Below are 12,349 nucleotides of genomic sequence, written 5' to 3'. Positions count from 1 at the left end.
TGGGAGGTCCGGGCGGGGCCGCGTCTCTTCCTGGTCCACTCCAGGAGGAATTCAGTGAGCATCACCAAGAAGGCCACCGTCATGGCCGTCGGACTCGGCCTCGTCACGCTCTCGGCGTGCGGGTCCTCCGACGACGACCAGGGCTCCGGCGGCTCCGCCAGGACCGTCACCCTGGTCAGCCACAACTCGTGGGCCGTGTCCAAGGACGTCCTCGCGGAGTTCGAGAAGAGCTCCGGCTACCGGGTCAAGGTCCTGGAGGACGGCGACGCCGGGCAGGCCGTCAACAAGGCCATCCTGACCAAGGACAACCCGCAGGGCGACGTCTTCTTCGGCGTCGACAACACCCTGCTGTCCCGCGCGCTCGACAACGGGCTCTTCCAGCCGTACGAGGCGAAGGGCCTCGACCAGATCGACGCCACGTTCCAGCTCGACCGGGACGAGCACCGGGTCACCCCGGTCGACTACGGCGACATCTGCGTCAACTACGACAAGAAGTACTTCGAGGAGCGCGACCTGGCCCCGCCGTCGACCCTCGACGACCTGGTCGAGCCCGCGTACAAGAACCTCCTCGTCACCGAGAACGCCTCCACCTCCTCGCCCGGCCTCGGCTTCCTGCTCGGCACCGCCGCGCGGTACGGCGACGACGGCTGGCCGGAGTACTGGAAGAAGCTCAAGGCCAACGGCGTCAAGGTGGTCGACGGCTGGGAGCAGGCCTACAACGAGGAGTTCTCCGGCTCCGCCGGCGGCAAGGCGGCCAAGGCCGACCGGCCGCTGGTCGTGTCGTACGCCTCCTCGCCGCCCGCCGAGGTGATCTACGGCGACCCGAAGCCGGCCACCGCGCCCACCGGAGTGGCCGAGGGCACCTGCTTCCGGCAGGTCGAGTTCGCGGGCCTGCTCGCCAACGCGAAGAACAGCGAGGGCGGCAAGGCGCTGATCGACTTCCTGATCAGCAAGAAGTTCCAGGAGGACATGCCGCTGAACATGTTCGTCTACCCCGTGGTCGAGGAGGCGGACGTGCCCGCGGAGTTCACCGAGCACGGGCCCGCGGCCAAGGACCCCGCGACCATGGACCCCGCCGAGATCGCCGACCACCGCGACGAGTGGGTCAAGTCGTGGACCTCGCTCGTACTGAAGTAGCCGGCCGGCGACGGCACGCGGCGCGGCTGGGCCTGATGGCCCTGCCCGTCGCGTTCTTCGGCGTCTTCTTCGCCTACCCCGTCGCCGCGATCGTCGCGCGCGGCCTGCGCGTCGACGGGGTCTGGCAGCTCGGCCGGATCGCGGACGTGCTCAGCCGGCCGGACATCCGGCACGTCCTGTGGTTCACCACCTGGCAGGCGCTCGCCTCCACCGCGCTGACCCTGCTGCTGGCGCTGCCCGCCGCCTATGTCTTCGCCCGCTTCCGCTTCCCCGGCAAGCAGATCCTGCGGGCCGTGGTGACGGTGCCGTTCGTGCTGCCGACGGTCGTCGTCGGTACGGCCTTCCTGGCGCTCGTCGGACGCGGCGGACTCCTCGACGAGCTGTGGGGCCTGCGCCTGGACACGACCGTGTGGGCGATCCTGCTGGCGCACGTCTTCTTCAACTACGCGGTCGTCGTCCGCACGGTCGGCGGGCTCTGGGCGCAGCTGGACCCGCGGCAGGAGGAGGCGGCGCGGATGCTCGGCGCGTCCCGCCGACGGGCCTGGCTGACGGTGACGCTGCCGGCGCTCGGACCGGCCGTGGCCGCCGCCACCCTGATGGTCTTCCTGTTCACCTTCACCTCCTTCGGAGTGGTGCAGATCCTCGGCGGCCCGACCTTCTCCACCCTCGAAGTGGAGATCTACCGCCAGACCTCCGAGATCTTCGACCTGTCCACGGCCGCGGTCCTCACCGTCGTCCAGTTCGCGGCAGTCGGCGCGATCCTCGCCCTGCACGCCTGGACCGTACGGCGCCGGGAGACCGCCCTGCACCTGGTGGACGCCTCGGGGACCGCGCGCCGGCCGCGCGGAGCCGGGCAGTGGGCGCTGCTGGCCGGAGTTCTCGCCACCATCGCGGTACTGATCCTGCTGCCGCTCGCCGTGCTGGTGCAGCGGTCCCTGGACGCCCCCGGGCTCGGCTACTACCGGGCGCTGACCTCGGCCGACGGCGGAGTCTTCCTGGTCCCGCCGATCGAGGCCATCGGCAACTCACTGTCCTACGCCGTGGTCGCCACCGCCATCGCCGTACTGGTCGGAGGTCTCGCCGCCGCCGCGCTGACCCGGCGGGACGCGGGCCGGTTCGTCCGCGGCTTCGACGCGCTGCTGATGCTGCCGCTCGGGGTCTCCGCGGTGACCGTCGGGTTCGGGTTCCTGATCGCCCTGGACGAGCCGCCGCTGGATCTGCGGGCCACCTGGATCCTGGTGCCGCTCGCCCAGGCGCTGGTCGGCGTGCCCTTCGTGGTGCGGACCATGCTGCCGGTGCTGCGGGCCGTCGACCACCGGTTGCGGGAGGCGGCGGCCGTGCTGGGGGCGTCGCCGTGGCGGGTGTGGCGGGAGGTGGATCTGCCGATGGTGCGGCGGGCGCTGCTGATCGCGGCCGGGTTCGCCTTCGCGGTGTCGCTGGGGGAGTTCGGGGCGACCGTGTTCATCGCCCGGCCCGACAACCCGACGCTGCCGGTGGCGGTGGCCAAGCTGCTCGGACGCGCCGGGCAGCTCAACTACGGGCAGGCGATGGCCCTTTCGACGATTCTGATGGTGGTGTGCGCGGTGGCGCTGCTGGTGCTGGAGCGGCTGCGGACCGATCGGACGGGGGAGTTCTGATGCTGCTGAGCCTGGAGAACGCGACCGTGCGGTTCGGCGGGCGGGCCGTGCTGGACGCCGTGGACCTGGCGGTCGCCGAGCACGAGGTGGTCTGCGTCCTCGGGCCCAGCGGCAGCGGCAAGTCGACGTTGCTGCGGGCGGTCGCCGGACTCCAGCCGCTGGACGCGGGGCGGGTGACGCTCGACGGGCGCGACCAGCACGGCGTTCCCGCGCACCGGCGGGGAGTGGGGCTGATGTTCCAGGACCATCAGCTCTTCCCGCAGCGGGACGTGGGCGGGAACGTCGCCTTCGGGCTGCGGATGCACGGGGCGTCGAAGCGGCAGCAGGCCGAGCGGGTAAGGGAGTTGCTCGACCTCGTCGGGCTGCCGGGCGCCGCCGGGCGGGCCCTCGCCGCCCTGTCCGGCGGGGAGCAGCAGCGGGTGGCGCTGGCCCGGGCGCTGGCGCCCCGCCCCCGGCTGCTGATGCTCGACGAGCCGCTCGGGCAGCTCGACCGCTCGCTGCGGGAGCGGCTGGTCGTCGAACTGCGGGAGCTGTTCAGTGAGTTGGGTACGACCGTGCTGGCCGTGACGCACGACCAGGGGGAGGCCTTCGCGCTGGCCGACCGGGTGGTGGTGATGCGGGACGGGCGGATCGCCCAGTCCGGTACGCCGCTCGAGGTGTGGCAGCGGCCGGTCGACGCGTTCGTGGCCCGTTTCCTCGGCTTCGACAACGTGGTCCCCGCCACGGTCTCCGGGCAGGCCGCCGACACCCCCTGGGGCAAGCTGCCGGTGCCCGACGACACCGCCGAGGGCACCCGCACGCTCCTCGTCCGGCCCGCCGGGGTCCGCCTGGTCGCGGCCGACCAGGGCCTGCGCTGCACGGTGGCCGCGCGCACCTTCAAGGGCACCCATGTCGCCGTACACCTGCAGCCCGAGGACGCGCCCCGGCTGGAGGCGGCGTGTGCGCTGCGGGAGGCGCCGGAGGTCGGGGACCGGGTCGGGGTGGAGTTCGACGCGGCCGACATCGTGGTGCTCGACTGACCGTCCGGAGTACGGGAAAGCGGGCCACCGTCCGGATCGTGGGGGAGCGGGCCACCGTCCGGGCAGGCCCGCCCGGCTGATGGCCCGCTCCGGGATCAGCGGGAGCGCCTGCGCATGCCCAGGAAGACCGCGCCGCCGCCGATCGCCACCAGCACCACCGCGATGCCCGCGATCAGGCCGGTGTTGGAGTCGGCGCCGGTCTCGGCGAGGTTGGACTCACCGGCCGGGGTCGGGACGTTGCTGGAGGTGTCCGCCGGGGCGGTGCTGTCGCCCTCGGAGGGCGCGGGTGCCGGGGTCTCCTCGGCCGCCGGGGCGGAGGCGGACGGGGTCGGTGCCGCGCTGTCCGACGGAGCCGGCGCCGGGACGTCCTCCTTCTTGCAGGCCGTGGCCGGGGTCGTCAGGTTCGGCTTGATGTCCTCGTCGACATAGCCCTCGGCCTTGACGTGGATGCGGTACTCGGCGTTCGGCTTCCAGTTCTCGGCGAACGTGATGGTGACGCCCTCGCGCGAGCCCTCGACCACCTGCTCGCCCACCTTCTTCAGGTCGGCGCCGTTGTTCTGCAAGTAGACGCTGACGGTGGCCTGGACACCGGCGGGGTCCACGTCGGTGACGGTGATGACACCGTTGTCGCCGTCGCACTTGGCTTCGGCGGAGAAATCCTTGATGTCGCACGCGATCGCGTTGCCGCCGAGACCGAGCACGAGCGCGGCCGAGGCGGAGGCGATCCCGAGCACGCGCGCGGAACGCGCGACGGTACGGCGGGATATGGGCAAAGCTGACAGGACTGCCACGTTGGTCCTTCGCATGGTGTGCAATTGCGGGGGGTTGAGGGAGCGGAGACGCACCCGCTTCTCCACTCCCGGGAGGCTCACAGGTTTATAAGCGCTGTGTAAGAAGTGTCAACGCACATGCCGGACAAGCACCTTGGCTTTGCCCTCTCATTAACCACCGAGACGTTTCAACGCCTGCGGAGCCTCCTCGATCCGGTCGACCAGCGCGATCCGGGACTCCATCGAGCGCTCCCGCGCCAGCGACCGCAGCAGCGGCCAGGCCGGCAGCTTCTCCGTCCAGTGCGCCCGGTCGACCAGCACCATCGAGGTGGGCTCGCCGCGCGACTCGTAGTAGTTCGGCGTGGTGTTGTCGAAGATCTCCTGCACGGTGCCGGCGGCGCCGGGCAGGAAGACCACGCCCGCGTTGCAGCGAGCCAGCAGGCCGTCCTCGCGGGTGGCGTTGGCGAAGTACTTGGCGATGTGCGCGGCGAAGGCGTTGGGTGGCTCGTGGCCGTAGAACCAGGTGGGGATGCCGATGGAGCCGCCGCCCTTGGGCCAGCGGGTGCGGACCTCGAAGGCCGCGGCCGCCCAGGCGGTGATCGAGGGGGTGAACCGCGGTTCCTTGGCGAGGAGTTGGAGCGCCTCGGTGAGCATGGTGTCGCCGTAGGGTGCGGCATACGCGCCGAGGTTCGCCGCCTCCATCGCGCCCGGGCCGCCACCGGTGGCGACCACGAAGCCCTCGCGGGTCAGCTCCCGGCCGAGACGGGCCGCACCGGCGTACGCCTCCGTGCCGCGGGCCATCGCGTGACCGCCCATCACCCCCACGACCCGGGTACCGCGCAGGAGTTCGTCGAGGGCGTCGGAGACGGCGTCGTCGTGGACCGCGCGGAGCATCGAGGCGAAGATGTCGCCGTCCGCCTTGGTCCGCTGGAACCAGGCGTAGGCGAGGGCGTCGGGGGTCTGTTCGTAGCCCCGGTCCAGCCCGGTGAACAGTTCGTCGGGGGAGTAGAGCAGGCCCCGGTACGGGTCGAAGGCGAGGTCCGGTACCGGCGGGAAGACCAAGGCGCCGTCCGCGCGGATCTTCACGGCCGCTTCCTCGCGCATCGCGCAGCCGAGGAAGACGGCGCCCGCCGTGTCCGTGGCGAGCAACTCGCGGGTGCGGTCCGTCAGATCGACGGCCTGGATCCGGAATCCGGCGAGGGTGCCGCGGGCCGAGACGGTGGCGTCGAACTCCTGGAGCGTCTCGATCTCACGGTCGCCGTGGTGGGCCGCATGGGCGGGCATCGTCTGCACCCGCCCATGCTAGACACGGTGGTGGTTCAGCCCTCGACCGCGGCGGGGTCCATCCACACGACCTCCCAGCTGTGGCCGTCGAGGTCGTCGAAGCCGCGGCCGTACATGAAGCCCATGTCCTGGACCTTCGCGGAGGCGGTGCCGCCGGCCGCGACCGCCTTCTCCACCAGCTCGTCGACCTTCTCGCGGCTCTCGGCGCTCAGACAGATCAGCACCTCGCTGGTCTTCGTGGCGTCCGCGATCTCCTTGTCGGTGAAGGTCGCGTAGAAGGGCTTGGCGAGGAGCATCGCCACGATGGTCTCGCTGATCACGACACTCGCCGTGTTCTCGTCGCTGAACTGGGCGTTGATCGAGTAGCCCAGCTCCGTGAAGAACTTCTTCGAGGCGTCGAGGTCGGCAACGGGCAGGTTCACGAAGATCATCTGCTGGTACATCTGGAGTCTCTCCCTCAATGTCGGTCGTTACGTGGGATTAGACCGGAGGGCCGGGCGGAACTCATCGCGGTCCGGTGATTTTTTTCGTACGGATTTCTGGTGCCGGCTCCGGGGCCGCTCAGCGGGCCAGCGGCAGCGCCGCGAGTTCGGCGACGATCAGGGTGATCGGGCCGAAGACGGCCAGGAGGGCGCCCGCGCGCAGGGCCGCGGCGCTGCGCAGCACCGTGGGCGGGGCGCCGAGGCGGAGCAGGGCGGCCGTGGTGTCGGCGCGGGCCTGCCGTGCCTCGATGGCGGCGGTGAGGAGGGTGGCCACCGCGCAGCCGGTGACCACGGTCGCGCCGAGGGTGGTGAGCGGGCCCAGGGTGCGTCCGTCCGCCGCGGGGTCGTGCAGGACGGCCATGGCGTACGCGGCGGAGGTGACGGCGCAGACCACACCGAGGGGGCGGCCGATCCTGGTGGCCTCCTCCATGAGGACCCGGCCGGCCAGGAGGCGCAGCGCGCCGGGGCGCACCGACTGCAGCAGCCGGCCGCACAGGTGGGTGAGTCCCGGGCCGGCCAGCGCGAGGCCGACCGCGGTCAGGGCCCAGCCGACGAGGACGGCGGCGGGACCCGTGGGAAGGCCGGAGGGCATCCTGGTGGCGTGCGTGGTGGCCGCACTGGCGTACGCCTCCACGGCCAGGCCCGCGGCGAGGATGGCCGTGCCCCAGGGGAGGCCGGAGGGGGTGGCGGTGGCCTGCGGGGCCTCCGGGACCCGGGCGGGCGGAGCCTCCTCGCCCGCCCGCGGCTGCGGGGCTGCCCGCCCCGGGTCGCCGCTGCCGGGCGCCTCGCCGCGCGGGCCCGCGCCGCCGGTCTGCGCGCCGGGAGCCGCCCCGGCCGCCCGGCCGCCGGTGGCCTGGCGGAACCGCGCGCCGAACCGTCCGTACGCGCCGAACGTCTCCCGGGCCGCCGAGCTGCCCTGGGACCCGAACCGGCCGAAGCGCCGCAGTCCCTCTCCCGCGGTGGACCGTGCCTCTCTCGGCCGGAGCGTCACCGCCACCGCCAGGGACGCTGCCGCCGGGACCAGGCACAGCAGGGTCAGGGCTGCCGGAAGGGGCAGCGGCTGCGACGCCGCCAGGAACTCCGCCGCCGCGCCGTCGAACGGCATGCCCGTCAGGTCGCCGCGCAGGTGGAGGAAGAACAGCAGCGCGAGCATGGAGCCGAGCAGGGTGGACAGGGCGGTGGTCGTCGCCGAGACGGCCATCAGGCGGACCGGCCCCAGACCGATCGCCGACAGGCCGGGGCGCGGGCGGGTGCCCGGGTCGGTGCGGGCCACCGCCACCGCGAAGTAGACGGTCGCGGTCAGGGGCGCCGCGCACCAGGTCAGGCGGAGGAAGGACGCACCGGGGGAGCCGGGATGGGTCATCGCGTGGCCCAGGGTGCACAGGAGCAGGAAGCCCGTGCCCGCCGAAGCCGTCGCCACCAGCAGGCGGCGCAGTTGTACGGCGGGGTGGGCGCGGCGGGTCAGGCGGAGAGCGAGCACGCGGCCCGGCCTTCCGCTTCGGCCATCGGGGGCAGGTGCACCGTGTTCACGCGGCGCCCGTCCAGCAGGGACACCGTGCGGTCGGCCAGGGCCGCGGTCTCCGCGTCGTGGGTCGCCAGGACCACCGTGATGCCGTGCGAGCGGGCCGCCGTCGTGAGCGTCCGCAGGACGTGCGCGCGGTCGGCGCGGTGCAGCGGCGCCGTCGGCTCGTCCGCGAAGAGGACCGTGGGCCCCGGGGCCAGCGCGCGGGCGATGCAAACGCGCTGGCGCTGCGCCTGGGTCAGCTCCCGCGGGCGCTTGCGGGCCCGGTCACCGATGTCGAGGCGCTCCAGCCATTCCAGCGCGGCCGTCTTGGCGCGGCTGCGGCCGGTGCCGCGCAGCATCAGCAGCAGGGCCGCGTTCTCCCAGACGTTGAGCTCGGGGACCAGTACCGGCTCGGGGTCGATCCAGCCGAAGCGGTCCCGGCGCAGCCGTTCGCGGTCGGCGGGGCCCATGGTGTGCACCGGCACGCTGTTGAACCAGATCTCGCCGCGCTGCGCCGGGGTCTGGCCGGAGAGGCAGCGCAGGAGCGTCGACTTGCCGCTGCCGCGGGGCCCGCTGACGGCGAGGATCTCGCCCTCCCGGACACCGAGCGAGACACCGCCGAGCGCGGGCGAGCCGTCGGGGTGGGTGAAGTGCAGGGCGCGGGCCCAGAGCACATCGTTGTCGGGCGGGGCCTCCATGCGCGTAACACCTCGTTCTGATCCGTTTTCCCTGCCGTGGTCCCCCGTGCGGGGGAACGACAGCAGGGCCGATCGGTTACCAGGCACGCTAAGGATCCCGGCGGAGGAGCCCGGACAGCACGCGGCCCGGGGTGCACCCTTCTCACTCGGATGGGTGCACCCCGGGCCGGACGGACGGCTCGGCCTTCGAGGGCTAGAGCTTCGTCCACGCCTCCGTCAGCGTCGCGCGCAGGATCTGCTCGATCTCGTCGAACGTCTCCTGGTTGGAGATCAGCGGCGGGGAGAGCTGGATGACCGGGTCGCCGCGGTCGTCGGCACGGCAGTACAGGCCGTTGTTGAAGAGTGCCTTGGAGAGGAAGTTGTAGAGCACGCGCTCGGTTTCCTCGTCGGTGAAGGACTCCTTGGTGTGCTTGTCCTTGACCAGCTCGATGCCGTAGAAGAAGCCGTTGCCGCGGACGTCGCCGACGATCGGCAGGTCGTACAGCTTCTCCAGCGTGGCGCGGAAGGCGCCCTCGTTGTCGAGCACGTGCTGGTTGAGGCCCTCGCGCTCGAACAGGTCGAGGTTGGCGACGCCGACCGCCGCGGAGACCGGGTGGCCGCCGAAGGTGTAGCCGTGCAGGAAGGTGTTGTCGCCCTTGTAGAACGGCTCGGCCAGGCGGTCGGAGATGATGCAGGCGCCGATCGGGGAGTAGCCCGAGGTCATGCCCTTGGCGCAGGTGATCATGTCCGGAACGTAGCCGAACTTGTCGCAGGCGAAGGTCGTGCCCAGCCGGCCGAAGGCGCAGATGACCTCGTCCGAGACGAGCAGCACGTCGTACTGGTCGCAGATCTCGCGCACCCGCTGGAAGTAGCCGGGCGGGGGCGGGAAGCAGCCACCGGCGTTCTGCACGGGCTCCAGGAACACCGCGGCGACCGTCTCGGGACCCTCGAACAGGATCTGCTGCTCGATCTGGTCGGCGGCCCAGCGGCCGAAGGCCTCCGGGTCGTCGCCGTAGATCGGGGCGCGGTAGATGTTGGTGTTCGGCACCTTGTGCGCGCCCGGGACCAGCGGCTCGAAGGGGGCCTTCAGCGCCGGCAGGCCGGTGATGGACAGGGCGCCCTGCGGGGTGCCGTGGTAGGCGACCGCGCGGGAGATGACCTTGTACTTGGTCGGCTTGCCGGTCAGCTTGAAGTACTGCTTGGCGAGCTTCCAGGCGGTCTCGACCGCCTCGCCGCCACCGGTGGTGAAGAAGACCTTGTTGAGGTCGCCGGGGGCCTCGTTCGCCAGGCGCTCGGCCAGCTCGACGGCCTTGGGGTGGGCGTAGGACCAGACCGGGAAGAAGGCGAGCTCCTGCGCCTGCTTCATGGCGGTCTCGGCCAGCTCCTGGCGGCCGTGGCCTGCCTGGACCACGAACAGGCCCGCGAGCCCGTCGAGGTAGCGCTTGCCCTTGTCGTCGTAGATGTAGGTGCCCTCGCCCCGGACGATGGTGGGGACGGGGGCGTTCTCGTACGAGGACATGCGGGTGAAGTGCATCCACAAGTGGTCGTACGCGGTCTGGCTGAGGTCCTTGGTGCTCACGGTTATCGGGTCCTCACGGCTATCGGGTTCCCCACATGTAGGTCTGCTTCTTGAGCTTCAAGTAGACGAAGCTCTCGGTGGAGCGCACTCCGGGGATGGCTCGGATACGGCGGTTGATGACTTCCAGCAGGTGGTCGTCGTCCTCGCAGACGATCTCCACCATCAGGTCGAAGGAGCCCGCTGTCATCACGACGTACTCGCATTCGGGCATCGCGGTGAGCGCGTCGGCCACGGACTCCACGTCACCCTCGACATGGATGCCGACCATCGCCTGGCGCCGGAAGCCCACGGTGAGCGGGTCCGTGACGGCGACGATCTGCATCACGCCCTGGTCGAGCAGCTTCTGGACGCGCTGGCGCACGGCCGCCTCGGAGAGGCCCACGGCCTTGCCGATGGCGGCGTACGGCCGGCGGCCGTCCTCCTGGAGCTGTTCGATGATGGCGAGGGAGACGGCGTCCAGGTGCGGCGAGCTGCCGTTCCTGGATTCGCGGGGGGACTCACGAGAGTCCCGGGGGTCTGCGCTTCGACTGGCCACGACCTCACTGTGCACGAGGTCTCGACAGTTTCGCAAGGGCGAGGCGATGAAATTCGTTGTTTACGTGTGTGAGTCCTGCGGATTTCGCAGTTCGAGTGGGATCGGGGGTGTTGAAAACGTCGGCTTGCCGATTAGGGTGGGTGTCTCAGCAATCGGACAGTAGAACCCCTGACAGGAGGCCGGCAGTGAGCACCGAGCTGCGTCGTCTGCGCAATTACATCGACGGTGAGTTCCGGGACGCCGCCGACGGACGGACCACCGAGGTGGTCAACCCCGCGACGGGCGAGGCGTACGCGACCGCGCCGCTGTCCGGGCAGGCGGACGTCGACGCCGCCATGGAGGCCGCCGCCCGCGCCTTCCCCGCCTGGCGCGACACCACCCCCGCCGAGCGCCAGAAGGCCCTCCTGAAGATCGCGGACGCGTTCGAGGAGCGCGCCGAGGAGCTCATCGCGGCCGAGGTGGAGAACACCGGCAAGCCGATCGGACTGACCCGGTCCGAGGAGATCCCGCCGATGGTGGACCAGATCCGGTTCTTCGCCGGTGCGGCCCGCATGCTCGAGGGCCGCTCGGCCGGTGAGTACATGGAGGGGATGACCTCCATCGTCCGCCGTGAGCCGGTCGGCGTCTGCGCGCAGGTCGCGCCGTGGAACTACCCGATGATGATGGCCGTGTGGAAGTTCGCCCCGGCCATCGCGGCGGGCAACACGGTCGTGCTGAAGCCGTCGGACACCACCCCGGCCTCGACCGTCCTGATCGCCGACATCATCGGCTCGATCCTGCCCAAGGGCGTCTTCAACGTCGTCACCGGCGACCGGGACACCGGCCGCCTGATGGTCGAGCACCCGACCCCGGCGATGGCCTCCATCACCGGCTCGGTCCGCGCCGGCATGTCGGTCGCCGAGTCCGCGGCCAAGGACCTCAAGCGGGTCCACCTGGAGCTGGGCGGCAAGGCGCCGGTCGTCGTCTTCGAGGACACCGACATCCCCAAGGCCGTCGAGGACATCTCCGTCGCGGGCTTCTTCAACGCCGGCCAGGACTGCACGGCCGCCACCCGCGTCCTCGTCCAGGAGTCCATCCACGACGAGTTCGTGGCCGCGCTCGCCAAGGCCGCCGCCGAGACGAAGACGGGCCAGCCGGACGACGAGGACGTGCTCTTCGGCCCGCTGAACAACCCCAACCAGCTCAAGCAGGTCTCCGGCTTCATCGAGCGGCTGCCCGCGCACGCCAAGGTCGAGGCCGGCGGTCAGCGGGTCGGCGACAAGGGCTACTTCTACGCGGCGACCGTCGTCTCCGGGCTCCGGCAGGACGACGAGATCATCCAGAACGAGGTCTTCGGGCCGGTCATCACCGTCCAGTCCTTCTCGGACGAGGCGCAGGCCGTCGAGTGGGCGAACGGCGTGGACTACGCCCTCGCCTCCTCGGTGTGGACCAAGGACCACGCGCGCGCGATGCGGATGTCGAAGTCGCTGGACTTCGGCTGCGTCTGGATCAACACGCACATCCCGCTGGTCGCGGAGATGCCGCACGGCGGCTTCAAGAAGTCCGGCTACGGCAAGGACCTCTCGGGGTACGGCTTCGACGACTACACGCGGATCAAGCACGTCATGACGTCGCTGGACGGCTGACGGCAGTTCCCGGACCGCGGGTGTCCGGCACCACGTCGACGACGTGCTGCCGGACACCCGCGGTTCTGTTTTCCCGCCCCCCGCTTTTGAACATGTTCAA

At 71.2% G+C, this 12,349-nt stretch carries 11 protein-coding genes; 4 read left to right on the top strand and 7 right to left on the bottom strand.

All coding sequences use genetic code 11. The annotated features are described in order from the left end of the window. The first annotated feature begins 54 nt into the window (after nucleotides 1-54). Genes M8H82_RS16285 through M8H82_RS16275 form a run of 3 tightly spaced genes read left to right on the top strand, consistent with a single transcriptional unit; the run spans nucleotide 55 to nucleotide 3,793 of the window. The gene (locus M8H82_RS16285; protein ID WP_250074549.1) at nucleotides 55-1,137 is read left to right on the top strand and encodes a thiamine ABC transporter substrate-binding protein; all 1,083 of its coding nucleotides are present in this window, start codon (nucleotides 55-57) and stop codon (nucleotides 1,135-1,137) included. Then, nucleotides 1,113-2,774, top strand: coding sequence for an iron ABC transporter permease (locus M8H82_RS16280; protein WP_250074547.1), 1,662 nt, complete (start codon nucleotides 1,113-1,115; stop codon nucleotides 2,772-2,774). The genes M8H82_RS16285 and M8H82_RS16280 overlap by 25 nt, the downstream gene beginning before the upstream one ends. Next, the gene (locus tag M8H82_RS16275; RefSeq protein ID WP_250074546.1) at nucleotides 2,774-3,793 is read left to right on the top strand and encodes an ABC transporter ATP-binding protein; all 1,020 of its coding nucleotides are present in this window, start codon (nucleotides 2,774-2,776) and stop codon (nucleotides 3,791-3,793) included. The genes M8H82_RS16280 and M8H82_RS16275 overlap by 1 nt, the downstream gene beginning before the upstream one ends. Before the next feature lie 95 nt (nucleotides 3,794-3,888). Here M8H82_RS16275 and M8H82_RS16270 read toward each other — a convergent pair whose 3' ends face one another. The 7 genes from M8H82_RS16270 to M8H82_RS16240 form a co-directional block, all read right to left on the bottom strand. Continuing rightward, complete coding sequence (locus M8H82_RS16270; protein ID WP_250074823.1) at nucleotides 3,889-4,575, bottom strand: LAETG motif-containing sortase-dependent surface protein; 687 nt, start codon at nucleotides 4,573-4,575, stop codon at nucleotides 3,889-3,891. A gap of 159 nt (nucleotides 4,576-4,734) precedes the next feature. Next, the gene (locus M8H82_RS16265) at nucleotides 4,735-5,856 is read right to left on the bottom strand and encodes a Rossmann fold nucleotide-binding protein (RefSeq protein WP_250074544.1); all 1,122 of its coding nucleotides are present in this window, start codon (nucleotides 5,854-5,856) and stop codon (nucleotides 4,735-4,737) included. 26 nt (nucleotides 5,857-5,882) lie between these two features. Beyond that, nucleotides 5,883-6,290 (bottom strand): VOC family protein, encoded by a 408-nt coding sequence (locus M8H82_RS16260; RefSeq protein WP_250074541.1) that lies wholly within the window; start codon nucleotides 6,288-6,290, stop codon nucleotides 5,883-5,885. A gap of 118 nt (nucleotides 6,291-6,408) precedes the next feature. Next, a complete protein-coding gene (locus tag M8H82_RS16255; protein ID WP_250074540.1) occupies nucleotides 6,409-7,809 on the bottom strand; it encodes a hypothetical protein in 1,401 nt (466 codons plus the stop codon). Next, nucleotides 7,791-8,531 (bottom strand): ABC transporter ATP-binding protein, encoded by a 741-nt coding sequence (locus M8H82_RS16250; RefSeq protein ID WP_250074538.1) that lies wholly within the window; start codon nucleotides 8,529-8,531, stop codon nucleotides 7,791-7,793. The genes M8H82_RS16255 and M8H82_RS16250 overlap by 19 nt, the downstream gene beginning before the upstream one ends. Nucleotides 8,532-8,724: 193 nt before the next feature. Beyond that, nucleotides 8,725-10,089, bottom strand: coding sequence for an aspartate aminotransferase family protein (locus M8H82_RS16245; protein ID WP_250074536.1), 1,365 nt, complete (start codon nucleotides 10,087-10,089; stop codon nucleotides 8,725-8,727). Nucleotides 10,090-10,108: 19 nt separating this feature from the next. Further along, nucleotides 10,109-10,639 carry an Lrp/AsnC family transcriptional regulator gene (locus M8H82_RS16240; RefSeq protein ID WP_250074534.1) on the bottom strand — a complete coding sequence of 177 codons (531 nt, stop codon included), beginning with the start codon at nucleotides 10,637-10,639 and terminating at the stop codon, nucleotides 10,109-10,111. Between the two features lie 170 nt (nucleotides 10,640-10,809). Here M8H82_RS16240 and M8H82_RS16235 point away from each other — a divergent pair, with 170 nt between their 5' ends. Next, complete coding sequence (locus M8H82_RS16235) at nucleotides 10,810-12,249, top strand: gamma-aminobutyraldehyde dehydrogenase (protein WP_250074532.1); 1,440 nt, start codon at nucleotides 10,810-10,812, stop codon at nucleotides 12,247-12,249. Nucleotides 12,250-12,349 lie beyond the last annotated feature (100 nt).

It is taken from the genome of Streptomyces sp. YS415, from assembly GCF_023544665.1.
GTDB lineage: Bacteria > Actinomycetota > Actinomycetes > Streptomycetales > Streptomycetaceae > Streptomyces.
Note: the sequence above shows the minus strand (reverse complement) of the source record. Positions and strands in the feature narration are given on the sequence as shown.